28 protein-coding genes are annotated in these 26,603 nt (G+C 55.7%); 4 read left to right on the top strand and 24 right to left on the bottom strand.

The features are described 5' to 3' along the window. Positions 1 to 34: 34 nt before the first annotated feature. Complete coding sequence (locus BJP35_RS19455) at positions 35 to 544, top strand: GNAT family N-acetyltransferase (RefSeq protein ID WP_086463495.1); 510 nt, start codon at positions 35 to 37, stop codon at positions 542 to 544. A 47-nt stretch (positions 545 to 591) separates the two neighbouring features. On the opposite strand, the gene hisP is transcribed toward BJP35_RS19455, so the two are convergent. The 15 genes from hisP to pdxB all read right to left on the bottom strand — a co-directional run bounded on the left by hisP (position 592) and on the right by pdxB (position 14,656). Next, the gene (hisP, locus tag BJP35_RS19450) at positions 592 to 1,365 is read right to left on the bottom strand and encodes a histidine ABC transporter ATP-binding protein HisP (protein ID WP_020883129.1); all 774 of its coding nucleotides are present in this window, start codon (positions 1,363 to 1,365) and stop codon (positions 592 to 594) included. Positions 1,366 to 1,373: 8 nt separating this feature from the next. After that, a complete protein-coding gene (locus BJP35_RS19445; protein ID WP_008502590.1) occupies positions 1,374 to 2,090 on the bottom strand; it encodes an ABC transporter permease in 717 nt (238 codons plus the stop codon). After that, the gene (locus tag BJP35_RS19440; RefSeq protein WP_047742990.1) at positions 2,087 to 2,773 is read right to left on the bottom strand and encodes a histidine ABC transporter permease HisQ; all 687 of its coding nucleotides are present in this window, start codon (positions 2,771 to 2,773) and stop codon (positions 2,087 to 2,089) included. Before BJP35_RS19440 ends, BJP35_RS19445 begins: the two co-directional genes overlap by 4 nt. 88 nt (positions 2,774 to 2,861) lie before the next feature. Further along, entirely contained in the window at positions 2,862 to 3,644 is a 783-nt protein-coding gene (gene hisJ / locus BJP35_RS19435) for a histidine ABC transporter substrate-binding protein HisJ (RefSeq protein ID WP_020883126.1), read from the bottom strand. 226 nt (positions 3,645 to 3,870) lie between these two features. Next, on the bottom strand, positions 3,871 to 4,653 hold the full coding sequence (gene argT / locus BJP35_RS19430) for a lysine/arginine/ornithine ABC transporter substrate-binding protein ArgT (protein WP_014171026.1): 783 nt from the start codon (positions 4,651 to 4,653) through the stop codon (positions 3,871 to 3,873). Between the two features lie 285 nt (positions 4,654 to 4,938). Next, the gene (locus BJP35_RS19425) at positions 4,939 to 5,508 is read right to left on the bottom strand and encodes a UbiX family flavin prenyltransferase (protein ID WP_014171027.1); all 570 of its coding nucleotides are present in this window, start codon (positions 5,506 to 5,508) and stop codon (positions 4,939 to 4,941) included. A gap of 89 nt (positions 5,509 to 5,597) precedes the next feature. Beyond that, positions 5,598 to 7,115, bottom strand: coding sequence for an amidophosphoribosyltransferase (gene purF, locus BJP35_RS19420; RefSeq protein ID WP_014171028.1), 1,518 nt, complete (start codon positions 7,113 to 7,115; stop codon positions 5,598 to 5,600). Between the two features lie 36 nt (positions 7,116 to 7,151). Beyond that, on the bottom strand, positions 7,152 to 7,640 hold the full coding sequence (gene cvpA / locus BJP35_RS19415; protein ID WP_000262116.1) for a colicin V production protein: 489 nt from the start codon (positions 7,638 to 7,640) through the stop codon (positions 7,152 to 7,154). A gap of 211 nt (positions 7,641 to 7,851) precedes the next feature. Further along, positions 7,852 to 8,553 (bottom strand): cell division protein DedD, encoded by a 702-nt coding sequence (dedD, locus tag BJP35_RS19410; protein WP_014171030.1) that lies wholly within the window; start codon positions 8,551 to 8,553, stop codon positions 7,852 to 7,854. Beyond that, positions 8,543 to 9,811, bottom strand: coding sequence for a bifunctional tetrahydrofolate synthase/dihydrofolate synthase (folC, locus tag BJP35_RS19405; protein WP_047742992.1), 1,269 nt, complete (start codon positions 9,809 to 9,811; stop codon positions 8,543 to 8,545). The genes dedD and folC overlap by 11 nt, the downstream gene beginning before the upstream one ends. Positions 9,812 to 9,878: 67 nt before the next feature. Further along, positions 9,879 to 10,784 (bottom strand): acetyl-CoA carboxylase, carboxyltransferase subunit beta, encoded by a 906-nt coding sequence (accD, locus tag BJP35_RS19400; RefSeq protein ID WP_020883123.1) that lies wholly within the window; start codon positions 10,782 to 10,784, stop codon positions 9,879 to 9,881. Positions 10,785 to 10,938: 154 nt separating this feature from the next. Next, positions 10,939 to 11,598 carry a DedA family protein gene (locus tag BJP35_RS19395; RefSeq protein WP_020883122.1) on the bottom strand — a complete coding sequence of 220 codons (660 nt, stop codon included), beginning with the start codon at positions 11,596 to 11,598 and terminating at the stop codon, positions 10,939 to 10,941. Between the two features lie 28 nt (positions 11,599 to 11,626). Further along, on the bottom strand, positions 11,627 to 12,439 hold the full coding sequence (gene truA, locus BJP35_RS19390; RefSeq protein WP_073396201.1) for a tRNA pseudouridine(38-40) synthase TruA: 813 nt from the start codon (positions 12,437 to 12,439) through the stop codon (positions 11,627 to 11,629). Continuing rightward, positions 12,439 to 13,452, bottom strand: a complete 1,014-nt coding sequence (locus BJP35_RS19385) for an aspartate-semialdehyde dehydrogenase (protein WP_014171035.1) — start codon at positions 13,450 to 13,452, stop codon at positions 12,439 to 12,441. The genes truA and BJP35_RS19385 overlap by 1 nt, the downstream gene beginning before the upstream one ends. A gap of 67 nt (positions 13,453 to 13,519) precedes the next feature. Next, positions 13,520 to 14,656 carry a 4-phosphoerythronate dehydrogenase PdxB gene (pdxB, locus tag BJP35_RS19380; protein ID WP_025203570.1) on the bottom strand — a complete coding sequence of 379 codons (1,137 nt, stop codon included), beginning with the start codon at positions 14,654 to 14,656 and terminating at the stop codon, positions 13,520 to 13,522. 114 nt (positions 14,657 to 14,770) lie between these two features. Here pdxB and flk point away from each other — a divergent pair, with 114 nt between their 5' ends. Beyond that, positions 14,771 to 15,775, top strand: coding sequence for a flagella biosynthesis regulator Flk (gene flk, locus BJP35_RS19375; protein WP_025203569.1), 1,005 nt, complete (start codon positions 14,771 to 14,773; stop codon positions 15,773 to 15,775). 76 nt (positions 15,776 to 15,851) lie between these two features. On the opposite strand, the gene BJP35_RS19370 is transcribed toward flk, so the two are convergent. Both BJP35_RS19370 and fabB read right to left on the bottom strand, forming a co-directional pair. Next, the gene (locus tag BJP35_RS19370) at positions 15,852 to 17,030 is read right to left on the bottom strand and encodes an MFS transporter (RefSeq protein WP_059306631.1); all 1,179 of its coding nucleotides are present in this window, start codon (positions 17,028 to 17,030) and stop codon (positions 15,852 to 15,854) included. A 206-nt stretch (positions 17,031 to 17,236) separates the two neighbouring features. Further along, entirely contained in the window at positions 17,237 to 18,454 is a 1,218-nt protein-coding gene (fabB, locus tag BJP35_RS19365) for a beta-ketoacyl-ACP synthase I (protein WP_086463494.1), read from the bottom strand. A 158-nt stretch (positions 18,455 to 18,612) separates the two neighbouring features. Here fabB and mnmC point away from each other — a divergent pair, with 158 nt between their 5' ends. Continuing rightward, complete coding sequence (gene mnmC, locus BJP35_RS19360; protein WP_086463493.1) at positions 18,613 to 20,610, top strand: bifunctional tRNA (5-methylaminomethyl-2-thiouridine)(34)-methyltransferase MnmD/FAD-dependent 5-carboxymethylaminomethyl-2-thiouridine(34) oxidoreductase MnmC; 1,998 nt, start codon at positions 18,613 to 18,615, stop codon at positions 20,608 to 20,610. A 50-nt stretch (positions 20,611 to 20,660) separates the two neighbouring features. On the opposite strand, the gene BJP35_RS19355 is transcribed toward mnmC, so the two are convergent. Genes BJP35_RS19355 through prmB form a run of 6 tightly spaced genes read right to left on the bottom strand, consistent with a single transcriptional unit; the run spans position 20,661 to position 25,212 of the window. Then, a complete protein-coding gene (locus BJP35_RS19355; protein ID WP_020883115.1) occupies positions 20,661 to 20,939 on the bottom strand; it encodes a YfcL family protein in 279 nt (92 codons plus the stop codon). A 13-nt stretch (positions 20,940 to 20,952) separates the two neighbouring features. Then, a complete protein-coding gene (locus tag BJP35_RS19350; RefSeq protein ID WP_047356577.1) occupies positions 20,953 to 21,498 on the bottom strand; it encodes an elongation factor P hydroxylase in 546 nt (181 codons plus the stop codon). Continuing rightward, positions 21,498 to 22,307, bottom strand: a complete 810-nt coding sequence (locus tag BJP35_RS19345; protein ID WP_014171043.1) for a sulfite exporter TauE/SafE family protein — start codon at positions 22,305 to 22,307, stop codon at positions 21,498 to 21,500. Before BJP35_RS19345 ends, BJP35_RS19350 begins: the two co-directional genes overlap by 1 nt. Then, positions 22,307 to 23,131: a penicillin-insensitive murein endopeptidase gene (gene mepA / locus BJP35_RS19340; RefSeq protein ID WP_014171044.1), complete on the bottom strand. Its 825-nt coding sequence runs from the start codon at positions 23,129 to 23,131 to the stop codon at positions 22,307 to 22,309. Before mepA ends, BJP35_RS19345 begins: the two co-directional genes overlap by 1 nt. 2 nt (positions 23,132 to 23,133) lie before the next feature. After that, positions 23,134 to 24,219, bottom strand: a complete 1,086-nt coding sequence (gene aroC / locus BJP35_RS19335; RefSeq protein ID WP_025203566.1) for a chorismate synthase — start codon at positions 24,217 to 24,219, stop codon at positions 23,134 to 23,136. A gap of 60 nt (positions 24,220 to 24,279) precedes the next feature. Next, positions 24,280 to 25,212 (bottom strand): 50S ribosomal protein L3 N(5)-glutamine methyltransferase, encoded by a 933-nt coding sequence (gene prmB / locus BJP35_RS19330; RefSeq protein WP_014171046.1) that lies wholly within the window; start codon positions 25,210 to 25,212, stop codon positions 24,280 to 24,282. 145 nt (positions 25,213 to 25,357) lie between these two features. On the opposite strand from prmB, the gene smrB reads away from it, so the two are divergent. Continuing rightward, the gene (smrB, locus tag BJP35_RS19325; protein ID WP_014171047.1) at positions 25,358 to 25,909 is read left to right on the top strand and encodes an endonuclease SmrB; all 552 of its coding nucleotides are present in this window, start codon (positions 25,358 to 25,360) and stop codon (positions 25,907 to 25,909) included. A gap of 48 nt (positions 25,910 to 25,957) precedes the next feature. Here the strand turns inward: smrB and sixA are convergent, their stop codons facing one another. After that, entirely contained in the window at positions 25,958 to 26,443 is a 486-nt protein-coding gene (sixA, locus tag BJP35_RS19320; protein ID WP_014171048.1) for a phosphohistidine phosphatase SixA, read from the bottom strand. Positions 26,444 to 26,603: the final 160 nt, after the last annotated feature.

Below are 26,603 nucleotides of genomic sequence, written 5' to 3'. Positions count from 1 at the left end.
GTGATATGCCATGTTCCGACCAAATGGCATATCTATGGCAACCATTACCACTCCCCGGCTCCACCTCACGCCCTTCGAACCCACTGACTGGCCTTTTTTCCGTGCCCTGCGCGAGGATCGCGCCATCATGCAGTATATGGCCGCTATCGCCCCGGAAAAAGAGACCCGACGCCTGTTTGCCGCACGTCTGACGGCAGCGCATGTGTTCGTTATCCGCTTACGCGATGAAGAGACCCCGCTGGGCGATATCGGCCTGCAAATCAGCGCTGAAAATCGTGAAGAGGCGGATATCGGCTATACGGTCGTGCCTGCCGCGCAGGGCCAGGGCATCGCCAGTGAGGCACTGCGCGCGGTGTGTGACTACGCATTTAACCAGACGGGTGTAAAGGCGATTAACGCATATGTGCTGGCAGACAACGGCGGGTCAGTCCGGGTACTGGAGAAAGCGGGTTTTGTGCGCACGCAGGTGCTGGAAAAAGCGTATGAGATTAACGGTGTGCGGTATAACGACTGGGTGTATCGACTGGAGTGTGGTGCGGTCTGATGCCCACACTCCGGCCCTCTCCCACAGGGAGAGGGGAAAGGCAAAACCTACTTCAAAGACCCCTTCAGGAACTGCTGCAAACGCGGGCTTTGCGGGTTCGCTAACACCTCATCAGGATGCCCCTGCTCTTCGATTTTACCCTGATGCAGGAAGATGACGTGGTTAGAGACGTTCCGGGCAAAGCCCATCTCGTGCGTCACCACCACCATCGTTTTGCCCTCTTCGGCCAGCTTCTGCATGATGCGCAGCACTTCGCCAACGAGTTCCGGGTCCAGCGCGGAGGTCGGTTCGTCGAACAGTAAGACTTCCGGCTCCATCGCCAGCGCGCGGGCAATGGATACACGTTGCTGCTGCCCGCCGGACAGATGTACCGGATACTTCATCTGCTGGCGCTCATCAATACCCACTTTCGCCAGGTATTTCACCGCACGGTCGCGGGCGTCCTGTTTGCTGAGACCCAGCACCTGGATTGGCGCTTCCATTACGTTCTCCAGTACCGTCATATGGCTCCAGAGATTAAAGTGCTGGAAAACCATCGTCAGGCGCGTACGCAACAGACGTAGCTGATTTTTATCCGCCACCTTCAGCTGGCCGTCTTTGTCACGCACCAGATTGATGTTCTGCCCGCTCACCACAATTGAGCCTTCGCTCGGTTTTTCGAGGAAGTTAATGCAGCGCAGGAAAGTACTTTTACCGGAGCCGGATGAGCCGATAATACTGATGACATCGCCCGCGTTTGCCTGCAGCGACACCCCTTTCAGCACTTCATGTTCGCCGTAGCGTTTGTGCAGATCAATAACGTTTAATTTGTTCTCAGCCATCATCATTCTCAGTGCGTCGAAGAAGGTTTTATATGCTGCAACCAGCGTTTTTCTGCCTTACGGAACAGGCTAATCAGGACGTATGAAATTATCAAATAAAGCACTGCCGCAATACCGAATGCGGTAAACGGCTGATAGGTTGCCGAGTTAATATCCCGGGCAATCTTCAGTAAGTCCGGCACCGTGGCGGTAAAGGCCAGCGCCGTGGAGTGCAGCATCAGAATCACTTCGTTACTGTACGCCGGTAACGCAATACGCAGCGCCGACGGCAGAATGATGCAACGGTAAAGCTTCACGGAGGAGAAGCCGTACGCACGCGCCGCTTCAATTTCACCGTACGGGACAGAGCGAATCGCCCCTGCGAAAATCTCGGTGGTATAGGCGCAGGTATTGAGCGTCAATGCCAGCACCGTACAATTCAGACCGCTGCGGAAGAACGCATTGAGCATTTCAGTGCCTTTTACGATCTCAAGCGTGTACATCCCCGAATAGAACACCAGCAGCTGCACGTACAGCGGCGTACCGCGAAACACATAGGTAAACAGCCAGATTGGGAACTGGATAAATTTATTGTTCGACACACGACCAATGGCAAGAAATACCGCCAGAATGCCGCCCATCACCACGGAGGAGATCAGAAGCCAGAGCGTAATGGCGACGCCGGTGAAGCGATAGCCATCTGTCCACAGCAGCGATTTCCAGTATTCCTGAATAATCTCAATCACAGATCAGCCCTCTTCACACCCACGGAGTAGCGACGTTCGAGCAGAAGCAGCACACCATTGGAGACGGTCGTAAAGACCAGATAGATTACGCCACATACCACCGCAAAGTAGAACGGCTCCCAGGTGCTTTTGCCGGCAAGCTGGGTCGCTTTCACCACATCTTCCAGGCCAAGCAGAGAGACCAGCGCGGTTGCCTTAAGAATAACCTGCCAGTTGTTACCGATACCTGGAAGCGCATAGCGCATCATGGCCGGGAACATGATTCGACGAAACGTCTGTGAGGAGGTGAAACCGAATGCGGTTGCCGCTTCAATGTGGCCTTTCGGCACAGCCATATACGCGCCGCGGAAGGTTTCGGTGAAGTAGGCCCCGTAGATAAAACCGAGCGTAATGATACCGGCCACCATCGGGTCGATATCGATTTGTCCCATACCCATTGCGTCCGTCACGCTGTTAAGCGCAATCTGCAGACCGTAAAAGATCAGAAGCATCAGCACCAGATCGGGAACACCGCGAATCAGCGTTGTATAGCCTTCAAAAATCAGCGCCAGCGGCTTGTTAGCCGACAGCTTCGCCCCTGCGCCCGCCAGACCTATCAGCACCGCCAGCACCACGGAGCTGAGAGCCAGCTCAAGGGTGACAAGCGCGCCCTGTAAAATAACGCCAGAAAATCCGTACAGCATACCGCGAGCCCTGTCGTATCGTGAGTGGTGGAACCGTGTCTTTTCCCCTCCCACAGTGGGAGGGGCTGCACGTTATTTGACGGGGCGATTAGCCGCCGTAAACATTAAAATCGAAGTATTTTTTCGCAATTTTCTCGTACGTGCCGTCAGCGCGCATTTCGGCAAAGGCTTTGTTCAGCGCTTCACGCAGTTCGTTGTCTTCCTTGCGCAGGCCCATACCGGTGCCTACACCAAACAACTTCACATCCTTGATGGATGGACCGCCAAACTTATAGTCTTTGCCGACCGGCTGCTTCAGGAAGCCTTCGCTCGCCGCGACTTCATCCTGGAACGCCGCGTCAATGCGGCCTGCCGTCAGGTCAGCGTAGATATTTTCCTGTCCCTGATAAGAGACGATTTCAATCCCTTTCGGCGCCCAGTGTTCGTTACCGTAGGTTTCCTGAGTAGTCCCCTGCAGCACACCCACGCGTTTGCCTTTCAGCGACTCGAGAGTGGGCTGAATGTCGGAAGATTTGGCGACGACCAGACGTGAATCTGCCGCGTAGAGTTTGTCCGTGAAAGCAATCTCCTGCTGGCGTTTTTCAGTGATGGAGAGCGAGGACATAATCACGTCGATTTTTTTCGCTTTCAGCGACGGGATCAGCGCATCCAGTGGGTTCTCAACGTAGGTACACTGCGCTTTGATGCGTTTGCACAGTTCGTTGGCCAGATCGATGTCAAAACCAACCAATTCACCTTTAGAATTCTTCGATTCGAACGGTGCATAGGTAGGATCGGTACCGATTCGAATTTTCTGCGGAATTGCTGCGAATGCCGCGGTGGCGCTGGAAAAGGCCAGCACCAGAGAAAGTGACAATACTAGTTTTTTCATATCTGTCCTCAACAAACTGTCTACATACGGGATTTTTACGACGACGGGGTGGTGCTAATGTGCCATCAATCCCCTCCGTCAGGCAAAGAATAATGCCTTTGAGCCGGGATTTTTTGCATTATAAATGCGTAAGTATGCACACAGCGATCCAATACAGTGCATTAATTGCACCATATTGGATCATCCCGCCCGACAATGCACCTCAGCAGTGCATTGTCGTCAGGTATTAGTCACCGTAGACGTTGAAGTCGAAGTATTTCTTCGCCAGTTTGTCGTAGGTACCGTCTTTACGCAGCTCAGCAAACGCTTTGTCGAAGGCGGCTTTCAGCTCGGTATCGTCCTTACGCAGGCCGATACCCGTACCGTCACCAAAGTACTTTTTGTCTTTCACGGACGGGCCAGCAAAAGCGTACTCTTTGCCCGCTGGCTGTTTCAGGAAGCCTTCACTCGCGGCGACTTCATCCTGGAATGCCGCATCCAGACGGCCTGCCGCCAGGTCAGAGTAGATCAGATCCTGGTTCTGGTACGCCACTACGTCGACGCCCTTCTCACGCCAGTTCGCATTGGCAAACCCTTCCTGCGTTGAGCCCTGAAGCACGCCGACATGCTTGCCTTTCAGCGAGTCGATGGTGGGTTGAATCGGGGAGCCTTTAGCGGCAATCAGACGTGAATCTGCAGCGTAAAGCTTGTCAGAGAAGGCAATCTCCTGCTGACGTTTTTCGGTGATAGAGAGAGAAGAGATAATGGCGTCGATTTTCTTGGCTTTCAGCGACGGGATTAACGCATCAAAGTCGCTGCCCACCCATGTGCATTTCACCGCAATGCGTTTGCACATTTCATTTCCCAGATCGATATCAAACCCAACGAAATCGCCTTTCGCATCCTTGGAAGAGAATGGCGCGTAGGTTGCGTCTGTACCGATACGAACTGTCTGTGGAAGCGCTGCGTAGCTACCTGCTGCCGCACTTAACCCCACCAGCAAAGACAGAGCCAGAACCGTCTTCTTCATACATTTACCCTCAAGTACCGTGATTTTATTATGTATTGTGTGTTGTGTTGCAGGCTTCTCTTGCAGGTCTTATGCCACATTGCCGTCTGGTGAAAAGTTCGACGTTAAATATGTTAATAAAACGTTGCGATATTGCCTTAATGGTGAAAGATAGCAGGTCTGCCGAACGAACCGGAAAGAGAAAAAGGGAAAAAGCGAATTAAATGTCGAGGATATGATCGCCGTTGCATAATTGCCCTGAAACAGGGCACGTTATCTTTTCATGCACGCTGTGGGTGCACAGATTCAGGCACCCTGCCAGCGGGTGAAAAGGTCTTCAGGCAGGTCGATATCAAACTGATCGAGAACGCGGTTAACCGTCTGATTAATCACATCATCCAGTGAAACGGGTCGGTGATAGAACGCCGGGACCGGTGGCATGATCACCGCGCCGAGTTCAGCAGCCTGAGTCATTAAACGCAGATGTCCCAGGTGCAGCGGCGTTTCCCGCACGCAGAGAACCAGAGGACGGCGCTCCTTCAGCACCACGTCCGCGGCGCGGGTCACCAGCGTGTCGGTATAGCTGTTTACAATGCCGGAGAGCGTTTTAATGGAACAAGGCAGGATAACCATGCCGGCCGTTTTAAACGAGCCAGAGGAGATGCTGGCGGCGATATCGCGGGCATCGTGAACCACATCCGCCAGCGCCTGGACATCACGCAGTGAGAGGTCGGTTTCTAGAGAGAGGGTCTGACGTGCCGCCTGGCTCATGACCAGATGCGTTTCCACTTCTGCCACGTCGCGCAGCACCTGTAACAGACGTACGCCGTAAATCGCGCCACTGGCACCACTGAGCCCAACAATGAGTCGTTTCATGATTTTTGCCCTAACTGATTTCAGGGCAGACTGTGCAGGATTTTGCGGGGAGTTGCAAGTGAGGGCAAATGCCCTCACTTGCACAGACATCAACCTTCGTTGTGCATCTCTAAACTTTCGAGATCGTTTTGCAGCTGGACGGCTTTCGCATCGTCGTTGCGCAGCGAATCAAGGTAGTCGAGGTACTGCTGGTCAACGTCTTTCGTCACGTAGACGCCATTAAACACGGAGCATTCGAACTGCTGAATATCCGGGTTCTCAGCGCGTACTGCGTCGATAAGATCGTTCAGATCCTGGAAAATCAGGCCGTCGGCACCGATGATCTGACGAATTTCGTCCACTTCACGACCGTGAGCGATCAGCTCATTGGCGGTTGGCATATCGATGCCGTACACGTTCGGGAAACGAATTTCCGGTGCGGCTGAGGCCAGATACACTTTCTTCGCACCCGCTTCGCGCGCCATCTCAATAATCTGTTCTGAGGTGGTGCCACGAACGATGGAGTCATCCACCAGCAGGACGTTTTTGTCGCGGAACTCAGCGCGGTTTGCGTTCAGTTTACGACGCACGGACTTACGGCGCAGCTGCTGACCCGGCATGATAAAGGTACGACCAACGTAACGGTTTTTCACAAACCCCTGACGGTATGGCTTGTCCAGAATGCGGGCGATTTCCAGAGCGATATCGCAGGACGTTTCCGGAATAGGAATAACGACGTCGATATCCAGATCGTCCCATTCGCGGGCAATCTTCTCGCCAAGTTTTGTCCCCATGTTCACGCGCGCGCTGTAGACGGAAATCTTGTCGATAAACGAGTCCGGACGGGCGAAGTAAACATATTCAAACAGGCACGGATTGCTCACCGGGTTGTCAGCACACTGGCGGGTGAACAGCTGGCCCTTCTCAGTGATATAGACCGCTTCGCCAGGCGCAACATCACGCAGGAACTCGAAGCCCAGGGTATCCAGCGCCACGCTTTCAGAGGCAACCATGTATTCGGTACGACCATCACCGAGATCGCGCTTACCGAGTACCAGCGGGCGGATGCCGTTTGGATCGCGGAAGGCAACCATCCCGTGGCCGATAATCATCGCCACGCAGGCATACGCACCACGGATCTGGCGGTTAGTCGCGGCAACGGCGGCAAAAATGTTGTCTGCTTCCAGCGGGTAGTGACGGAAGTTATCCAGCTCGCTGGCAAAGATATTGAGCAGAATTTCAGAATCAGAGGTGGTGTTAATGTGGCGACGTTTCTCTTCGAACAACTTCTTACGCAGCTCGTGCGCGTTGGTCAGGTTGCCATTGTGGGCAAGCGTGATGCCATACGGTGAGTTGACGTAGAAAGGCTGAGCCTCAGAGGCGCTGGAACTGCCAGCAGTAGGATAACGAACGTGACCGATCCCCATATTACCTTGCAGACGCTGCATATGGCGGGCTTCAAACACATCATTTACCAGACCATTCGCCTTACGTAAACGGAAGCAGTTGTTTGCATCAATGGTGATGATACCCGCAGCATCCTGCCCACGGTGCTGAAGCACCGTTAACGCGTCATAAATCGACTGGTTTACCGGCATGAAACCGGCGATACCGACAATACCGCACATTCGTCTTTTCCTCGTTAAGCCACATCTCAGAGCGCATTACGCTCTGGGCAAGAAACTCGACGAGCTTTGCAGATAGTCAAAGAACCATCTGATGATGAAACTGAACTCTGGAATAAGCTGCGATTTTTGCCAGTCTTCACTTTTGGAGAACCCGGTAAAGGTATCCAGGAAGAACAGGATCGCGGCCACAATCAGCACGCCTCGTAGTGCGCCGAAACAGATCCCGAGTACCCTGTCTGTTCCTGACAGACCGGTTTTCTCGACCAGCTGACCTATCACGTAATTTACGATAGCGCCGACAATCAGCGTCGCGATAAACAGCACCGCGATAGCGATTCCATTTCGGACCAGTTCATCTTCAAAGCCCGTGAACCAGACAGACAGGTAAGTGTAGTAATGACTGGCAACAAAGAAAGCACAACCCCAGGTTACCAGCGATAACGCTTCACGAACAAAGCCACGGATCAGGCTAACCAGACAGGAAAAACCAATCACCGCAATGATGGCGTAATCAATCCAGACCATATGTGTCCCACGATTTAACGCCCTGTCATCCAGTTCGGGGCGAATTCTAACAGAAAAAGAAAACGTTTGCGTAGGGATTTCCTTCCCGCGCGTAAATAAAAAAGGCGCTGAAAAAATGTTCAACGCCGTGGCTTTTTACGTCTCTGTGGACGTCTGCCGTCACTCTTCCCCCCACCCTCTCCTCATAGAAAGTATAAGGGTGAGGGAGGGGTTAGTTCGCGCTGTAGCTCATCACCACACCGCTCAGGCCCGAGATCTGCTTCAGCTCACCCAGCGATCCTTTAAGCTTATCTTTGGACGCTTCTGGCCCCACGAGAATACGGGTAATTTTACCCTGTACCGGCGTGGAAGGTGAAGTGTAAACACGATATCCCGCACTGCGCAGTTTACCCACCACCTCATTGACCTTATCGGCATTTTTCAGCGCACCCAGCTGCACGACGTAGGCTTTGCCCGTCGGTGCGGCTTCCTGCTGAGCCGGTTTCGCCGGAGGCGGTGTCTCTGTCGCTGCGGCAAGCTGTTCGCTCGTTTTATCCCGCTGCGGTTTCGGCTGCGTTTTTTCGACCGGCTTCGGTTTCTCAGCCGGTTTAGGCTGCACGACCGGAACCGGTACAGGATCGATATCGTTGGTGTTGCTCGCCGCCAGACGAGACGGATCAAGAGACGGCGCAGCCGCATCGCCCGCGCGAACCTCTTCCGCTGCGCCTTCCGGCGGCTGAGCAGGAAGGGCCTGTGTCGCCGCAGGCAGCATATCCGGCTCGTCGCGATCGCCCGGTTTCGGTACCAGAGGAATGGCTGCAAACTCATCCTGATAGTGCTTTTTCTGCCCGTCGAGCAGGCCCGGGAGAATAATGACTCCCAGCGCCACCAGCACTATTGTTCCTGCTAAACGGTTCTGAAACTTACTCGCCACCGGTTCTCCCCGCGTCCATCACGTCCATGACATGTGCCACCGTGTGGAACGAACCACACACCAGCACGGTATCTTCTGGTTTAGCATCCGCCATCGCGGCATGCCAGGCCTGAGCCACGCTATTATAGATTGCGCCTTTGCCGAGATGTTCCATCAACTGCTCAGCGGTCGCCCCGCGTGGCCCCTCCAGAGGAGCACAATACCAGCTATCGACCACACTCTCCATGCAGGCCAGCGTACCGCCAATATCTTTATCATGAAGCATACCGATAACCGCCAGCACGCGCCCGGTTTTTGGTAACGATTTGAGACGTCCCGCGAGATACGCCGCGGCATGCGGGTTGTGCGCCACATCGAGGATCAGGCGCGGTGACTCGCTGACAATCTGGAAACGCCCGGGCAGGATCGCCCGCTCAATGCCCTCGCGAATCGCCTGCTCGCTCACCGCCAGACCGCTTGCGCGCAGTGCCGCCAGCGCGGTTGCCGCGTTAGGCTGCGGCACCTGCGGCAATGGCAGGTTGTCCAGTGCGCCCTGCGCATCGCTAAAGCGCCAGCCGTCTGCCTGAACCTCATACTGCCAGTCTACGCCACGGCGCAGCAGACGCGCCCCCGTCTCATTCGCCACCTCTGCAATGGTGTGCGGCATATCCGGCTCGCCGACCACGGCAGGTTTATTCGCCCGGAAAATCCCGGCTTTCTCGCGACCAATGCTTCCGCGATCCGGCCCCAGCCAGTCGGTATGATCCAGCGCAATGCTGGTCACGACGGCCACATCCGCATCCACCATGTTGGTGGCATCAAGACGCCCGCCGAGGCCGACTTCCAGAATCACCACGTCCAGCTGCGCCTGCTTAAACAACCACAGTGCCGACAGGGTGCCGTATTCAAAATAGGTTAATGAAATTTCACCGCGCGCAGCTTCAATTTCCGCGAAAGAGGCGGTATGCGCTGATTCCGGCAGCTCGCGATTTTGCACACGCACCCGCTCGGTATACCGCACGAGGTGTGGAGAGCTGTAAACGCCAACCTTATAGCCTGCTGCCATCAGGACAGATTCCAGCGTGCGGCACGTCGTGCCTTTACCGTTCGTTCCGGCAACGGTGAACACAAACGGCGCTGGTTTCAGTACGTCGAGACGCGCGGCAACCTGGCTTACGCGCTCAAGCCCCATATCGATGGTTTTACTGTGCAGGTTTTCCAGATAAGAAAGCCACGCGGCCAGGGGCGACGTGGCTTGGGGAATGCTTTTATTTTCCATGATGCCCGGTCATTAACAGTTGAGAAAGCAAAAGGGCAGCGCCATCCGGCCCTGCCCTTTTCAGTTATCAGGCCTCGGGTTCCTGATCCGGTACCACCACGCCTTCGCGCGGCTCATCCGGGTTCGGCGCTGGCAGATTCATCAGCTTCGCCAGGATGCTTGCCAGTTTCAGGCGCATCTCCGGACGGCGGACGATCATGTCGATAGCGCCTTTCTCGATGAGGAACTCACTGCGCTGGAAGCCCGGCGGCAGTTTTTCACGTACGGTCTGTTCGATGACGCGTGGACCCGCAAAACCGATCAGCGCTTTCGGCTCAGCGATGTTCAGATCGCCCAGCATGGCAAAGCTTGCGGAAACGCCACCCATCGTCGGGTCGGTCAGCACGGAGATGTACGGCAAACCGCGCTCCTGCATTTTCGCCAGCGCAGCAGAGGTTTTCGCCATCTGCATCAGCGACATCAGCGCTTCCTGCATACGTGCACCACCGGAAGCGGAGAAGCAGATCAGCGGGCAGTTGTCTTCCAGGGCCTGCTCAACGGCACGCACAAAGCGCGCACCCACGACAGAGCCCATTGAGCCCCCCATAAAGGAGAACTCAAACGCGGCAGCCACCACCGGCATCGTGTGCAGGGTGCCTTTCATGACGATCAGCGCGTCTTTCTCGCCGGTCTCTTTCTGTGCAGAGGCCAGACGGTCTTTGTATTTTTTGGAATCACGGAACTTCAGCACGTCTTTTGGCTCAAGCTCGCTACCCAGTTCTACCAGAGAACCTTCGTCCAGCAGGCTATGCAGGCGATTACGCGCCGTCATACGCATGTGGTGGTCACACTTCGGACACACCTCAAGATTGCGTTCCAGCTCTGCGCGGTACAGAACCTGGCCGCAGCTATCACACTTCGTCCATACCCCTTCAGGAATGCTCGCTTTACGAGTCGGGGTTATGTTGCTTTTAATTCGTTCAATCCAGCTCATTGATAACCTTTCTGCCTGAACCTGGTCGTATGCCAGTTTTGCTATAAGAGGCGAATAATGCCATTTTTGCCTCCAACAGACCATGAATGTTGCACATTAAAACATAACAGCCCGAAACTTTGGATAAAAAAGTGGTCGAACCGCCAGTATGCATTTACTTCGCTTGCTTTGCTGCCGCACGTCGGTGACGGATAATCTCAATAACCCCAGGCAGTACCGAAAGCACAATAATCGCTACAATCAGTAACTTAAGGTTTTCCTGGACCACCGGGAGATCGCCAAACAGGTAGCCGGCATAGGTAAACAGGAGCACCCACAGCAGCGCGCCAACAACGTTATATGCCGCAAAGTGACGATAGGACATATGCCCCATTCCCGCCACAAACGGTGCAAATGTACGCACAATAGGCACAAAACGGGCAAGGATAATGGTTTTGCCGCCATGGCGTTCATAGAACGCATGGGTTTTATCGAGATAGCTGCGACGGAAAATTTTCGAGTCCGGATTGCTGAAAAGCCGCTCACCAAACACCCGTCCAATCGTGTAGTTCACCGCATCACCAATAATCGCGGCGATAACCATCAACACAACCATCAGATGCACATTCAAATCGTTAGTCGGTAACGCGGATAATGCGCCGGCCACGAACAGCAGTGAATCCCCCGGCAGGAACGGGGTGACAACCAGACCGGTTTCACAGAACAGAATGAGGAACAGAATAGCGTAAACCCAGACGCCGTACTGCGCGACCAGCTCCGCCAGGTGAACATCAATATGCAGGATGAAATCAATCAAAAAACGTATTACGTCCATTTTGTCTAAGCCTTAATTGCACCTTTGATTAGTCCGCTAAAAACAGCGGGCCCATTGGCGGTTTCGGCAGGTCAAACCGATCCGGATAGTCTACCGAGACCAGATACAGCCCTTCCGCTTTCGCCGTGGCTGCCGCAAGCGTTCTGTCCTTCGCTGCCAGCAGTTCTGCAATCCAGCTCTCCGGCTGGTGTCCGGCACCCACTTCCATCAGGCTGCCCACAATATTCCGCACCATATGATGTACAAAGGCATTGGCTTTGATATCCACCACCACATACGCGCCATAACGGCTGACGTTTATGTGCATGACATTACGCCACGGCGTACGGGACTGGCACTGCACCGCACGGAACGAGGTAAAGTCATTTTCACCAATCAGACACTGCGCCGCACGATGCATACGTTCAGCATCAAGCGGTTCATAAAAATGCGTCACGCCCTGGCTTAACACCGCCGGACGTAGACGCTGATTGTAGATGACATAGCGGTAACGGCGCGCGGTGGCGCTGAAACGCGCATGAAAATCATCGGGAACATCTTTAACCCAACGAACCGCAATGTCTCCAGGTAAATTCGCATTCACCCCCAGCGTCCATGCGGCGTCCTTTCGCACGGCGGTGGTTTCAAAATGAACCACCTGCCCCGTGCCGTGAACGCCGGCATCCGTACGCCCGGCACAGAAAACGCTTATCGGTTCGTTCGCCACCTGAGAGAGCGCTTTTTCCAGTTTTTCCTGGACGCTGCGCACCTCATTTTGACGCTGCCAGCCATAATACTTACTGCCATCGTACTCAATACCGAGGGCAATTTTATGAACAGGCTTGTGATCCACGTCTGACATCAGTACAGGTACTCCTGCACGAGTTTCTCCGCAATTTTCACCGCCATCAGCGCGCCGCCAAAGCGAACGTTATCGGCAACTGACCAGAACTGGATCTGCTCAGGCATTCCGTAATCGTTACGCACGCAGCCAACAGACAGATGTGCACTACCGGTCGCATCACCAACCTGCGTCGGGAACTCACTCTCTTCGGAGAGGGCGATATCCTCACCGCGACCAAACGCGTCACGCGCTTCTTCTGCGGCGAGCGGGCGCAGCGCTTCAAAACCGACCATCTGCGCGTGGCCGTAGAAGACAGGAGACTGCACGCAGCTGGCAGAGATCATCAGGCCGTCATCCTGCAGGATTTTGCGGACTTCATCGACAATACGGCGCTCTTCGCGCACGCTGCCTTCGCGATCCGGCAGCAGTGGCAGCATGTTAAACGCCAGCTGGCGACCAAAATAGTCGTCTTCATCAATCGGAACGCCGCTCAGCAATTTCGCGCTCTGCCCGGCCAGCGCGTTAACCGCTTGCTTGCCGTTGGCAGACGCAGACAGCAGGCTGGTGACGAAGATACGCGACAGGCCGCCTTCATCGATCAGCGGTTTCAGCGCGGTAAGCAGCTGACTGGTAAGGCTGTTCGGTACGGCGATAACGTTGCGGTTACGGTAGTCTGCCAGCACAAACGGGTTCACATCCGGCACCACCAGCGGCACATCCGGCTCAAGCGCGAACAGACCGCTTAAATCAATCACCAGACAACCCGAGTTGGTGGCCTCTTCAATGTAAGACGCCGTAGCCTCAGCACCGGCTGCAAAAAACGCCAGCTGCGCCTGAGTCCAGTCGAACCCGGCCGCATCCTGAACCATGACAGATTTACCGCCAAAACGCAGATGTTCACCCGCGCTATCTGTACGCGCCAGCGCATAGATATCACCCACCGGGAACTGACGCTCAGCAAGGGTTTCGAGCAGGGCTTCACCCACGGCACCCGTGGCACCTAAAATGGCAATGTTCCAGCCTTCAGACATGGTGGTTTACTCCAGAAATAAAAAAGCGTCCCTGTCGGAGTATCCAACAGGGAGCATTAAGAAGACATTAATGTGCCGGGTGATGAACGGCGTTAAAACCCAGTTTATGCAGCTGCGTCGCAGCCGTTGCGTCGTCGCAAATCACATACAGGGAAGACCACTCGCGGCGCTCAACATAGTTCTTGCGCAGCTTATCAAACTCACCCGGAATACCCGCCACTTTACGCAGCAGCGCGTCATCGCGGCGCACATCATACACCAAATGGACCAGTCGTTTCAGCGTTGCCTGATCGAGTGGCCCGTGCAGGGTAATGCGGCCAAATTCAGGCGCAGGCAGTAAGGTATCCAGCGCCACCTGCTGTGGATGGCCGATAAAGGCGCTATAGGCCTCAAAGACCTGCGTCGTGCCGCGGGCTTTTCCTTCAAGGGTATAACCGGCTATATGCGCCGTTGCGACGTCCACCTTGTTAAGCAGCGCAACGTTAAGCTCAGGCTCCGGCTCCCAGACGTCCAGCACCACGCTAAGCGCTTGCCCCTCGTCCAGACATTTCAGCAGCGCAAGGTTATCGACCACCGGACCCCGGCAGGCATTTATCAGAATAGTGCCTGGCTTCAGACGACGGATCAGGGCTTCGTCAGCAAGGTGCAGCGACTTATAAGGCCCCTCTTTAAACAGCGGCGTATGGAAAGTGATCACATCGCACTGTGCAACCAGTTCATCCAGCGAACGGAAGTCGCCTTCATCACCGTTGTCTTTACGCGGCGGATCGCACAGCAGGGTGCGAATGCCTAACGCCTCAAGACGTTTATGCAGGCGCCCGCCCACGTTGCCCACACCAACAATCCCGACGGTACGGTCCTGCAACGCAAAACCGTCGCGCTCTGCCAGCATCAGCAGGGAGGAGAAGACATATTCCACGACCGCAATGGCGTTGCAGCCCGGCGCGGCTGAAAAACCGATCCCCGCCTGCTTAAGCCATTTATCATCCACATGATCCGTCCCTGCCGTTGCGGTCCCGACAAATTTCACCGCTTTGCCGGAGAGCAACGCCTCATTTACTTTGGTTACCGAGCGCACCATCAGCGCGTCTGCATCATCCAGCTCGTTTACCGGGATCGGCCGACCCGGGACAGCCTTAACGTTGCCGAGGCGGCTAAAGAGCTCGCGGGCATAAGGCATATTTTCATCAACGAGGATTTTCACGTCTGAGTACCTGTTTGAGAGGAAGAAAACCCGTCAAGTGTGCCATAATCTGGCCGCCAGGCATATACGTCTGCCAGGTTTACGCTGAGTTTTGACTTTAAGGATTTTTTGACGATGCAGCCCATTTCAGGTACGCCGCCGCGCCCTCCGGGTGAAGGCCCTGTTACGCCAAACGTTGCAGGCGAACAACCGCTATCCACACAACAGCGCACCGTGCTGGAGCGACTGATCACGCGTCTGATCGCGCTGACGTCGCAGCAAAACGCGGAAGTCTGGGCTGGGGTAAAGCACGATTTAGGTGTCAGGAACGACGCACCTTTGCAGTCGCGCCATTTCCCTGCTGCCGAGCAAAACCTGAACCAGCGGATTGATACTGCACAGCAGAATCACAGCACACGCCAGATTGTCTCGCAGCTGACCGAGCTGTTGGGCCAGGGAAATAACCGCCAGGCGGTGAGTGATTTTATTCGCCAGCAGTTTGGTCAGACCGCCCTGAGCCAGCTGACCCCGGAACAGCTCAAAACCGTACTGACGCTGCTGCAAACCAATCAGCTGTCAATTCCACAGCCTCAGCAACGCCCTGCGACCGAGCGTCCGCTGCTGCCTGCCGAGCACAACACGCTCAAGCAGATGGTGACCAAGCTGGCCGCCGCCACCGGCGAACCGACGAAGCTTATCTGGCAATCAATGCTGGAACTCTCCGGCGTAAAAGCGGGCGAGCTGATCCCGGCGAAACAGTTTACGCACCTGGTGACCTGGCTACAGGCGCGTCAGACGCTCAGCACCCAGACCGCTCCAACCCTGCACACGGTTCAGGCGGCACTTAAGCAGCCGCTGGAGCCGAACGAATTTGACGCCATTCGTGATTACGCCCAGCAGACCTGGCAGGCCACACCGCAAACGGTACTGACCACCGCGCAGGTGCAGGATGTGCTCAACCAGATTTTCGTTCGCCGCGCCGAACGCGAAGGGGGCGTGCCGGAAGCACGAAACATACAGCCAATCTACAATCCGCTGTTTGCGCCAGTGGTGGAAACGTTCAGAACCCTCTCTGCCCGTCCAGGATTGATGTTTATTGCGTTAATGATTGCACTGGCGATTTTCTGGCTGGTCGCATAACGGTTTCGCCCGGTGGCGCTACGCCTGCCGGGCCGACAGTACACCGGGGAAGGCTTGCCGCCCCGGCACTTAACCGCTAAGACTGACGAAACGCCACCAGCGTCACCACAATGCCCACAACCGCTGCAACCGCGCCCGCCAGGAAAACAGACGGATACCCGAACGACGTCGCTAACAGACCTGCCAGCGGCCCGGTTACCCCGTATGAGATATCCTGAAACGCCGCATAGCCGCCAAGCGCCGTGCCACGCACCTGCGGGGCGACACGTTTTACCACCTCCACACCCAGCGCCGGGAAAATAAGCGAGCATCCGCAGCCGGTCAACGCCGCGCCTAACAACGCGACGGACGCAACGGGTGCATTCCACAGTAACAGCAAACCCAGAGTTTCAATCACCAGTGATGCCACTGCAACCTTCACGCCGCCAAAACGATCCGGCATCCAGCCGAACAGCACGCGCATTAAGACAAATGCGCCACCAAAGGCGGTCAGCGTAAAACCTGCCATCGCCCAGCCGCGGCTCACAAAGTAGAGCGAGACGAACGTACCAATTACCGCAAAACCGACGCCCTGCAGGGCCAGGCCAAGGCCCGGCTGCCAGATTTGACCCACCACGCTCCACAAAGACGGGCGCTCCCCTTTATGGGCAGGAACTTTACGCACCGGACCGTTGAATGCCCATGCCAGCAGCGGCAGCATCAGGGTGGTCGCTGCCAGCGCGGCAAAGCCAAAGTGGCTGTGGATAAGCAACCCGAGCGGGGCGCCTGCGGCAAGCGCGCCATAAATGGCCATGCCATTCCAGGACATGACTTTGCCGGAGCGTGCAGGCCCCACCAGTCCCATACCCCATGTCAGCGTACCGGTCAGGAGCTGGCTTTCACCAAAGCCCAGGATTAAACGCCCCACGATCAGCAGCGCAAATTTATACGCAGCGTCAACCGGCAGGAGAGCGGCCAGCAGCCATGCACCTCCCGCCAGACCACAGGCAAACATGCCCTGTAACGCCGAGCGTTTTGCCCCGTGCTGATCCGCCAGACGTCCGGCATAACCGCGGGTTAATACCGTAGCCAGGAACTGAATACCCACAGCGACGCCGACCATGGTGTTGCCATAGCCCAGCTCCTGATGAACAAACAGCGGGATCACCGGCAGCGGCAGGCCGACGGTCATATAGGTCAGGAACACCGCAAACGCGATGCGAAACAGCGAGACGTTCGCTGAAGAGGTTGTTTCTGTTTGAGTGACTGCAGTCATGCTTTACTCCGAAATGAAGAGTAAGGCGGGGAAAAACCACGCCCCCTCTTCCTGATAACCAGGATTTAGGTGCGTTGGTTGACGTTGAACGCTTACGCATTATCGTGAGGATAATGTTGAGGTAGGAAGTTTGCCTGCGAGATCAGCCGCTTGTCAATGCATAAAAAAAGGGAGCCGTCAGGCTCCCCTTTTGAATCAGTCAGAACTTATGCGTTGAACTTACGCATCACCAGCGTGGCGTTAGTACCGCCGAAACCGAAGCTGTTGGACATGACGGTAGTCAGTGTCGCTTCTTTTGGCTGGGTCACGATGTTCAGACCTGCGGCCTGCTCGTCCATTTCGTCAATGTTGATGCTTGGGGCGATAAAGCCATTTTCCAGCATCAGCAGAGAGTAGATCGCTTCCTGAACGCCAGCAGCCCCCAGAGAGTGACCGGTCATGGCTTTGGTCGCGGAGATAGCCGGGCTGTTGTCGCCGAACACTTCACGGATCGCCCCCAACTCTTTCACGTCGCCTACCGGAGTAGAGGTACCGTGGGAGTTCAGGTAGTCGATTGGTGTGTCAACGCCGTGCATCGCCATCTTCATGCAGCGCACTGCGCCTTCACCGGATGGAGCCACCATGTCAGCGCCGTCAGACGTTGCACCGTAGCCCACGATCTCAGCGTAGATGTGCGCACCACGCGCCAGCGCGTGCTCCAGCTCTTCAACCACAACCATACCGCCGCCGCCTGCGATAACGAAACCGTCACGGTGCGCATCATAGGTACGGGATGCTTTATCCGGAGTTTCGTTATATTTGGTGGACAGTGCCCCCATTGCGTCGAATTCACAGGCCATTTCCCAGCCCAGTTCTTCGCCGCCGCCAGCAAACACGATGTCCTGTTTACCCAGCTGGATCTGCTCAACCGCATTACCGATGCAGTGTGCGGAGGTCGCACAGGCAGAGCTGATGGAGTAGTTAACGCCGTGGATTTTGAACGGGGTCGCCAGGCAAGCGGAAACCGCTGAACCCATAGCTTTAGTCACAACATAAGGACCTACCGCTTTCAGACCACGTGGGCTACGCATTGCGTCGGCACCAAAGACCTGCGCTTTAGATGAGCCACCGGAACCGGCGATCAGACCTACGCGTGGGTTGTTCTGGTAAACTTCCGCGCTCAGACCCGCATCCGCAATCGCTTCCTGCATGGAGAGATAAGCATAAATAGAGGCATCGTTCATGAAACGAACCACTTTACGGTCAATCAAACCGGTGGTGTCCAGTTTGACGTTACCCCATACGTGGCTACGCATACCTGAATCTTTAAACTCTTCAGAGAAAGTGATCCCGGAGCGTCCTTCACGCAGAGATGCCAGGACTTCCTGCTGGTTATTACCGATGCTGGAAACGATGCCCAGGCCAGTAATCACTGCACGTTTCATTCAATACCTCTGTAAGTCGCACTATATTAAGTTTCGAGTCGCACAATAGCGTACACTTGTACGCCGAACAAGTCCGATCAGACATTTTCTGCGGAAATTTGCACCGATGGACGCACATCGTTAAGATCGTGTCACTGCCTGTCAGACGAGTAACTTACGTGAAACAAAACGCTATACAACCCGCCAACCTCGAATTCAACGCTGAGGGTACACCTGTTTCCCGAGATTTTGATGACGTCTACTTTTCTAATGATAACGGACTGGAAGAAACCCGCTATGTTTTCCTCGACGGAAACCAGTTAAACGCCCGTTTCCCCACGCATCCGCGCAGTCTGTTCGTGGTCGCTGAGAGCGGGTTTGGTACCGGTCTGAATTTTCTCACCCTCTGGCAGATGTTCGATCAGTTTCACGCTGCTCACCCTGACGCTACACTGCAAAGATTACATTTCATCAGTTTTGAAAAATTTCCACTCACCGCGCATGACCTTCGTCTCGCCCATCAGCACTGGCCGGAACTTGCGCCATGGGCGGAGCAGCTTCAGGCGCAGTGGCCGCCGCACCTCGGCGGCTGTCATCGTCTGCTGCTGGACGGCGGGCGCGTCACGCTGGATCTGTGGCTCGGCGACATCAATGAACTGACCGATAAGCTTGATGATTCAATGAATCAGAAAGTGGACGCATGGTTCCTTGATGGTTTTGCCCCCGCCAAGAATCCGGACATGTGGAGCCAGCATCTGTTTAACGCAATGGCACGCCTGGCGCGTCCCGGCGCAACGCTCGCGACCTTCACCTCGGCAGGCTTTGTCCGCCGCGGATTGCAGGAGGCCGGCTTTACCATGCAAAAGACCAAAGGTTTTGGTCGCAAGCGCGACATGCTGGTCGGAAGAATGGATCAGACGCTGGAGATCCCCGCTCAGACGCCCTGGTTTTCACGCAGCGCCAGCACTTCACGAGAGGTAGCAATTGTCGGCGGCGGGATTGCCAGCGCCCTGCTTTCGCTCGCGCTTTTACACCGTGGCTGGCAGGTAACGCTCTACTGCGCCGACGACGCGCCGGCAAAAGGCGCTTCCGGCAACCGCCAGGGGGCGCTCTACCCACTGTTAAGCGCTCACGATCCGGCGCTGAGCCAGTTTTTCCCGGCAGCCTTTACCTTTGCCCGGCGCCTGTATGATGCCCTGCCTGTGGCGTTTGACCACGACTGGTGTGGCGTTACGCAACTGGGCTGGGATGAGAAGAGCCAGCAAAAAATCGCGCACATGTTGTCGCTGGGTCTGCCGCTCGAAATTGCCCGGGCGGTGAATGCGCAGCAGATAACCGAAACCGCGGGCGTCGATACGGGCTGCGACGGTATCCACTATCCGCTCGGTGGCTGGCTGTGTCCGGCAGATCTGACCACGGCAGCCATTGCGCTGGCGCAGTCGCGCGGGTTGACAATGCACTATTCCCGCCAGGTCGCCTCACTTCACCACACGGAGCACTGGAACCTGCATTTCACCACCGGCGAAGAGGCGCAGCATACCTGCGTAGTGCTGGCCAACGGTCACCCTATCAGCCAGTTCAACCAGACGGAAAAGCTGCCGCTTTACCCTGTCGGCGGCCAGGTCAGCCATATCCCCACCTCGCCAGCGCTGGAAAAACTGAAGCAGGTACTCTGCTACGACGGCTATTTGACGCCACAAAATCCGTCCAACGGCCACCACTGCATTGGTGCCAGCTACCATCGCGGTGAGACCGACATGCGCTACAGCGAAGACGATCAGCAGCAAAATCGCCAGCGCCTGATCAACTGCTTCCCGCAGGCCGACTGGGCAAAAGAGGTGGATATCAGCGCCGGTGACGCGCGCTGTGGCGTACGCTGTGCCACCCGGGACCATCTGCCGATGGCGGGAAATGTGCCTGACTATGAAGCAACGCTTGAGGCCTATCAGGATCTTGCTGAAAACCGTGATACCGCGGTGAGTGCGCCAGTTTATCCGCAGCTGTTTATGCTCGGGGGACTCGGTTCACGGGGATTATGCTCAGCGCCGTTGCTGGCCGAAGTGCTGGCGGCACAGATGAGTGATGAGCCCGTTCCGCTGGACAGCGTTACGCTTGCGGGGCTCAATCCCAACCGTTTGTGGGTACGGAAGTTACTGAAAGGAAAAAGGGTGAAGTAACGTGCGGGCCGATGTCCTCCCTCTCCCACCGGGAAAGGGAGGAGAAATGACTACCTGGCTTTTGCCTGCTGGAACAGGGTGTCCCACATACCCAGCACTAATGACTGGTCACGCGGTGAGAGTTCCCCTGCCTGGATCGCTTTCTCCAGGCTGCGGCTCACTTCATCATGAATGGCCTCGGCAGAGTGATCGTCCCCTGCTTCCAGCTCAGCGACAGCCAGCGTCAGGTGACCACGCAGATAACCGCTGGCGAACAGCTCATCATCACTGGCGTGTTCCACCATGTCATCAATTAACGCCAGAATGCGTGATTCAAATTCTGCGATCATCTTCTTTCCTCTGTTAAAGATCTTCCGGCCAAGGGAAGCATTCCGCCGTGATCTCCGGCGTGTGGTAATAATTCTGTAAGGACTCGATCAGGCGTGCCGGACGTTCCGGGATGCCTTTCTCAAGGTACTCCATCACCTGCGCATGAACGCGGCGCTGGAAGACAATACGGTCTGGCTCGACCTCTCCTTCGAGGTTGTCACAGCTGACGTTGAACGGGAAACCTGCCGCCACACAGAATAACCATTCCAGCGCCTGCGGTTTCACCTCCACATCTTCAAACTGGCTCTGCGTGGCGGCGTCACGGCCGTCCGGACAATACCAGTAGCCGAAGTCCACCTGCTCACGACGCGCTTTCCCCGCTATACACCAGTGCGAAATCTCGTGTAACCCGCTGGCGTAAAAGCCGTGCGCGAACACGATACGGTTATACGGCACGTCCGCATCAGCAGGAAGATAGATCGGTTCCTCGTCGCCTTTAATCAGACGGGTATTAAAATCATCAGCAAAACAGCCATCAAAAATCTCAATCAGCTGTTCGTATTTATGGGTTGTGTTCATTAATTCATTCCCAGCCAGGTGAGGATCTCTTGTCCATGGCTGTCATAAAGCAGTTTGGCACTCATGACCGCTGAGACGACAACAATCATCGGGCGAATGAGCTTCTGTCCTTTGCTTAATACCAGACGCGAGCCCGCACGTGCGCCTAAAAACTGCCCTGCCATCATCACAAATCCGGTTGCCCAGATAACTTTGCCACCAATGATAAACAGCAGCAGGCCGCCGACGTTTGACGTCGCATTGAGCACTTTGGCGTGGGCGGTGGATTTAGCGAGGTTAAAGCCGGCCAGCGTCACGAACGCAAGGGCATAGAACGAGCCTGCTCCGGGGCCAAAGAAGCCATCGTAAAACCCGACGCAGCCACCCGCGATAAGAGCGAACGGCAGGCCATGCAGACGACGCTGCCGGTCTTCTTCCCCGAGCTTTGGCATCAACAAAAAGTAGAGACCGATGCAGATAACCAGAATGGGGAGGATCTGGCGCAGAATATCGGACTGTACATGCTGAACCAGCAGTGCACCCGAGGTCGAGCCAATAAAGGTCATCAGAATATTGAGCTTCTGGTCAGCCAGACTGACGACCTTACGGCGAATAAAATAGAGCGACGCGGAGAGCGAGCCGCCGCACGCCTGAAGCTTGTTAGTGGCGAGCGCCTGTGCCGGGCTCATGCCCGCGGCCAGCAGCGCCGGTACGGTTAACAAACCACCGCCGCCCGCCAGAGCATCAATAAACCCGGCCAGCATCGCCACAAAGAAAAGCACCACCAGCAGAAGCGGTGACACCATAAACAGTTCGACGAAATTATCCATTAAAGTACATGCTCATCCAGTAGCGCCTGGCAGGAAGGCGGCAACGGAGGCGGTGTCTTCTTCTCAGGCTTAGAGGTTCCAGGTTTTGCCGGCTCAAACCAGCTCTGCAGTTCCGCACCACAGCCATCGCCTGGCGGGGGTAACGGCTGATCTTCACATTCCAGGCTGTTTGCCGGGCAGCGCAGACGAACGTGCATATGTGCACGATGCTGGAACCACGGGCGCACTTTACGCAGCCAGTCGCGATCGGTGCCGGCATCCAGGCAGAGCTGCTGCTTGATGGCCGGGTTAACGAAAATCCGCGTGACATCGTTATCTTTCGCCGCCAGCTTAATCATGCTGAAGACGTCCTGCGTCCACAACGATGGCACGACGTTTTTACCGTCGCGCGCCACCAGATCCAGCGCCTGCGGTTTCAGCAACTGGGCTGAACTCCAGCGCGCTTTCGGCAGTTGCAGGAAGATATCGACATCGAGACCGGTCTGGTGACTGGCGTGTCCGCCGTTGAACCGTCCGCCGGCAGGCATCCCCATATCGCCAATCAGCATCGTGCCCAGCCCCAGGTTATGCACCTGGTTTCCCAGACGCTGGATAAACAGCACCAGGTCCGGATGGCCAAAATAACGACGCTGGTCGGTACGCATCACCTGATAGGTATCGGACTGCAACGGAAGTTCCTGTGCCCCAACGATACAGCCGTTCGAGAACGCGCCAATTGACTGCGCGCTGCCCGCCACAGGATGGGTGATTTTCTGCCATGGCGTCGCGGCCAGACTGGCTCCACTGGCAAGCAGTGCCAGCAGAGCAATGACGGTTTTTTTCATGTTTACCAGCGTGGAATGGTGGTCGTCACATCCGCATTCTGCGCGCGCTGGCGCAGGAAGTGATCCATCAGTACGATCGCCAGCATCGCTTCTGCGATCGGCACCGCACGGATCCCCACACAGGGATCGTGACGTCCTTTAGTGATCATCTCAACTTCTTCGCCAGAGCGGTTAATCGTGTGGCCTGGCACGGTAATGCTGGAAGTCGGTTTCAGCGCAATATTGGCAATAATCTGCTGACCGCTGCTGATACCGCCGAGGATGCCGCCCGCGTGGTTGCTCTGGAAACCGTCTTTGGTGATTTCGTCGCGGTTCTGGCTGCCCCGCAGCGCAACGACGTCAAAACCGTCGCCAATTTCTACGCCCTTCACCGCGTTGATGCTCATCAGTGCGTGAGCGATGTCCGCATCCAGACGGTCAAATACCGGTTCACCCCAGCCTGGCGGTACGCCATCAGCCACGACGGTGACTTTGGCACCAATGGAGTCGCCCTCTTTTTTCAGGCCACGCATCAGTTCGTCCAGCGCTTCCAGCTTATCTGCATCGGCACAGAAAAACGGATTTTGCTCGACCAGATCCCAGTCTTTGATAGCCAGTGGAATATCGCCCATCTGGGTCAGACAGCCGCGGATCACAATGCCAAATTTCTGCTGCAGGTATTTTTTGGCGATAGCCCCTGCCGCAACGCGCATCGCGGTTTCACGGGCAGACGAACGTCCGCCGCCGCGATAATCACGGAAGCCATACTTTTGTTCGTAGGTGTAATCGGCGTGTCCAGGACGGAACACATCTTTGATGGCGCCGTAATCCTGCGAGCGCTGATCGGTATTTTCAATCAGCAGCCCGATGCTGGTGCCGGTGGTGCGGCCTTCGAAAACGCCGGAAAGAATTTTGACCTGGTCCGGCTCGCGACGCTGCGTGGTGTAGCGAGAAGTCCCCGGACGACGACGGTCGAGGTCGTGCTGTAAATCAGCTTCGGTCAGTTCGATGCCTGGCGGTACGCCGTCAACGATACAGCCCAGTGCCAGCCCGTGCGATTCACCAAAGGTGGTCACCCGGAATAATTGTCCAATACTGTTTCCTGCCATCACGGCTCCGATGTCGTTATTTGTGTTTGAGCGTTGTGAAACGGGCCGAAGCCCGCTGGATTAATCTTTGTAAATGCTGAAGTATTCGCGCGCGTCAAGCAGCTGCGCTTTGGTCAGCATAAAGACGCCGTCACCGCCGTTATCGAACTCAAGCCAGGTGAACGGCACATCCGGGTACTGCTCTATCAGATGTACCATGCTGTTGCCCACTTCACAAATCAGAACACCGTCGTCGGTCAGATAATCCGGCGCGCAGGCCAGAATGCGACGGGTAAGCTTCAGGCCATCAGAGCCTGACGCCAGACCCAGCTCCGGCTCGTGGCGATATTCGTTTGGCAGATCGGACATGTCTTCCGCATCAACATACGGCGGGTTGGTGACGATCAGATCGTACTGCAGCGTTGGCAGATCGCGGAACAGATCGGAGCGGATTGGCGTAACGTGATGGATCAGACCGTGTTCTTCAATATTGTGCTCGGTCACAGCCAGCGCATCGGTGGAGATATCCACGGCATCCACTTCCGCTTCCGGGAAGGCGTACGCACAGGCAATCGCGATACAGCCGCTGCCGGTACACATATCAAGGATATGCTCTGGCTGATGGTTAATCAGGCCTTCAAAGTGGTTGTTGATCAGTTCGCCAATCGGCGAGCGCGGCACCAGAACGCGTTCATCAACATAGAACTCGTGACCACAGAACCAGGCTTTGTTGGTCAGATAGGCAACCGGAATGCGCTCGTTAACGCGGCGGATAACACGCTCCACGATACGGTGCTTTTCGCTGGAGGTCAGGCGTGCGGTACGCATGTCTTCCGGAATATCGAGCGGCAGGTAGAGGGACGGCAGTACCAGCTGAACGGCCTCATCCCACGGGTTATCGGTACCGTGCCCGTACCAGATATTTGCGGCGCTGAAGCGGCTAACCGACCAGCGCAACATGTCCTGTATGGTATGCAGCTCGTTTACTGCTTCATCGACAAAAATTTTATCCACTCTTTCCTCCAGGGCATGCTCGCATAATTTTCGGCGGCTAGTTTGCCATGAAGACGGCGATAAATCAGCAATGACGCGTCGCGCTTGAGGTTAAAAAATGCGTTTAGTCGGGTACACTGTCGGAAATACGAGATGAGAATGACCCATGAAAAAGAAAACATCCCTTAGCGAGGAGGATCAGGCGCTCTTCCGTCAGCTGATGACCGGGACGCGTCAAATCAAGCAGGACATCATTGTCCACCGTCCGATGCGCAAAAAAATCACGGAAGTCCCGGTCAAGCGATTGCTCCAGGAGCAGGCGGATAATAGCCACTATTTTTCAGATGAATTTCAGCCGCTGCTCAATACGCAGGGCGCGGTGAAGTACGTAAGGGAAGATGTCAGCCACTTTGAGCTGAAAAAGTTACGCCGGGGGGATTACTCGCCCGAACTGTTTCTTGATCTGCACGGTTTGACGCAGATGCAGGCGAAGCAGGAGCTGGGCGCATTAATTGCCGCCTGTCGTCGCGAACATGTTTTCTGCGCCTGCGTGATGCATGGCCACGGCAAACATATCCTGAAGCAACAAACACCGCTGTGGCTGGCTCAGCATCCCCACGTGATGGCGTTTCATCAGGCACCCAAAGAGTACGGCGGAGATGCCGCATTACTGGTGTTGATTGAAGTAGAAGAGTGGCAGCCGCCAGAATTACCCTGACAGGACGGCGGGAGGCATGTTCTGCTCCCCGCCATATCGCACGTCACATCAGATAGCTTTTGCCATCTTCAGATTGCACGGACTCATTTGCCAGTTGAAGACCCCTTTGCCCGTTTCGTCGAGAGCGACGTTGGCAATGGCGGAAGTCGTGAACATCGGCGGCGTCTCGCCCGGGCACAGCTCAGATACCAGATAGCCAACGAGTGGCAGGTGGGAAATGACCAGCGCGGAAGCGACACCTTCATTGCACAGCGCCTGAAGATAAGCGCTGACAAGGCCGACATCACCGCACGGGGTGAGTTCCGGGAGAACATCCACACTGGCTGGCAGGTTCATACACTCCCCCACCACTTCCAGCGTCTGTTCTGCACGCAGGAACGGACTCACCAGAACGCGTTCGATGTCCACTTTTTGACCTTTAAGCCAGGTCGCCATCAGACGAGATTCGTCGCAGCCACAGACGGTCAAAGGACGTACTGAGTCACTGGCGGCATCGAGTGCCGCGTCGCCGTGACGCATGATAAAAACTTGCATATTGCACCGCTTTTGTTAACCAGAATCACCGGCGTTGACTACCCGCGATTACCGCTCCGAGGTAGAAAACCCGATGGTCGGGCATTGTGCCTGATCCATTCGGTGAATGAAACGCTGTTTTTTACCTCAATGGTGTAAGTATAGTCAATCTCTGTTTACA

The organism is Enterobacter sp. J49 (assembly GCF_002148625.1).
Classification (GTDB): domain Bacteria; phylum Pseudomonadota; class Gammaproteobacteria; order Enterobacterales; family Enterobacteriaceae; genus Enterobacter; species Enterobacter ludwigii.
The sequence above is the reverse complement of the archived record's forward strand: the minus strand, read 5'-3'. Positions and strand labels throughout refer to the sequence as shown.

Bases quoted from the DNA above. Each gene is read 5' to 3' on its own strand.
- BJP35_RS19425 (WP_014171027.1), bottom strand. From the start codon at position 5,508: ATGAAACGACTCATTGTTGGGCTCAGTGGTGCCAGTGGCGCGATTTAC.
- purF (WP_014171028.1), bottom strand. From the start codon at position 7,115: ATGTGCGGTATTGTCGGTATCGCCGGTTTCATGCCGGTAAACCAGTCG.
- sixA (WP_014171048.1), bottom strand. From the start codon at position 26,443: ATGCAAGTTTTTATCATGCGTCACGGCGACGCGGCACTCGATGCCGCC.
- folC (WP_047742992.1), bottom strand. From the start codon at position 9,811: ATGGAAAATAAAAGCATTCCCCAAGCCACGTCGCCCCTGGCCGCGTGG.
- smrB (WP_014171047.1), top strand. From the start codon at position 25,358: ATGAAAAAGAAAACATCCCTTAGCGAGGAGGATCAGGCGCTCTTCCGT.
- hisJ (WP_020883126.1), bottom strand. From the start codon at position 3,644: ATGAAAAAACTAGTATTGTCACTTTCTCTGGTGCTGGCCTTTTCCAGC.
- BJP35_RS19355 (WP_020883115.1), bottom strand. From the start codon at position 20,939: ATGATCGCAGAATTTGAATCACGCATTCTGGCGTTAATTGATGACATG.
- BJP35_RS19385 (WP_014171035.1), bottom strand. From the start codon at position 13,452: ATGTCTGAAGGCTGGAACATTGCCATTTTAGGTGCCACGGGTGCCGTG.
- accD (WP_020883123.1), bottom strand. From the start codon at position 10,784: ATGAGCTGGATTGAACGAATTAAAAGCAACATAACCCCGACTCGTAAA.
- aroC (WP_025203566.1), bottom strand. From the start codon at position 24,219: ATGGCAGGAAACAGTATTGGACAATTATTCCGGGTGACCACCTTTGGT.
- BJP35_RS19440 (WP_047742990.1), bottom strand. From the start codon at position 2,773: ATGCTGTACGGATTTTCTGGCGTTATTTTACAGGGCGCGCTTGTCACC.
- hisP (WP_020883129.1), bottom strand. From the start codon at position 1,365: ATGGCTGAGAACAAATTAAACGTTATTGATCTGCACAAACGCTACGGC.
- BJP35_RS19370 (WP_059306631.1), bottom strand. From the start codon at position 17,030: ATGACTGCAGTCACTCAAACAGAAACAACCTCTTCAGCGAACGTCTCG.
- BJP35_RS19455 (WP_086463495.1), top strand. From the start codon at position 35: ATGGCAACCATTACCACTCCCCGGCTCCACCTCACGCCCTTCGAACCC.
- flk (WP_025203569.1), top strand. From the start codon at position 14,771: ATGCAGCCCATTTCAGGTACGCCGCCGCGCCCTCCGGGTGAAGGCCCT.
- BJP35_RS19350 (WP_047356577.1), bottom strand. From the start codon at position 21,498: ATGAACACAACCCATAAATACGAACAGCTGATTGAGATTTTTGATGGC.
- BJP35_RS19395 (WP_020883122.1), bottom strand. From the start codon at position 11,598: ATGGACGTAATACGTTTTTTGATTGATTTCATCCTGCATATTGATGTT.
- BJP35_RS19345 (WP_014171043.1), bottom strand. From the start codon at position 22,307: ATGGATAATTTCGTCGAACTGTTTATGGTGTCACCGCTTCTGCTGGTG.
- cvpA (WP_000262116.1), bottom strand. From the start codon at position 7,640: ATGGTCTGGATTGATTACGCCATCATTGCGGTGATTGGTTTTTCCTGT.
- mepA (WP_014171044.1), bottom strand. From the start codon at position 23,131: ATGAAAAAAACCGTCATTGCTCTGCTGGCACTGCTTGCCAGTGGAGCC.
- truA (WP_073396201.1), bottom strand. From the start codon at position 12,439: ATGTCAGACGTGGATCACAAGCCTGTTCATAAAATTGCCCTCGGTATT.
- argT (WP_014171026.1), bottom strand. From the start codon at position 4,653: ATGAAGAAGACGGTTCTGGCTCTGTCTTTGCTGGTGGGGTTAAGTGCG.
- fabB (WP_086463494.1), bottom strand. From the start codon at position 18,454: ATGAAACGTGCAGTGATTACTGGCCTGGGCATCGTTTCCAGCATCGGT.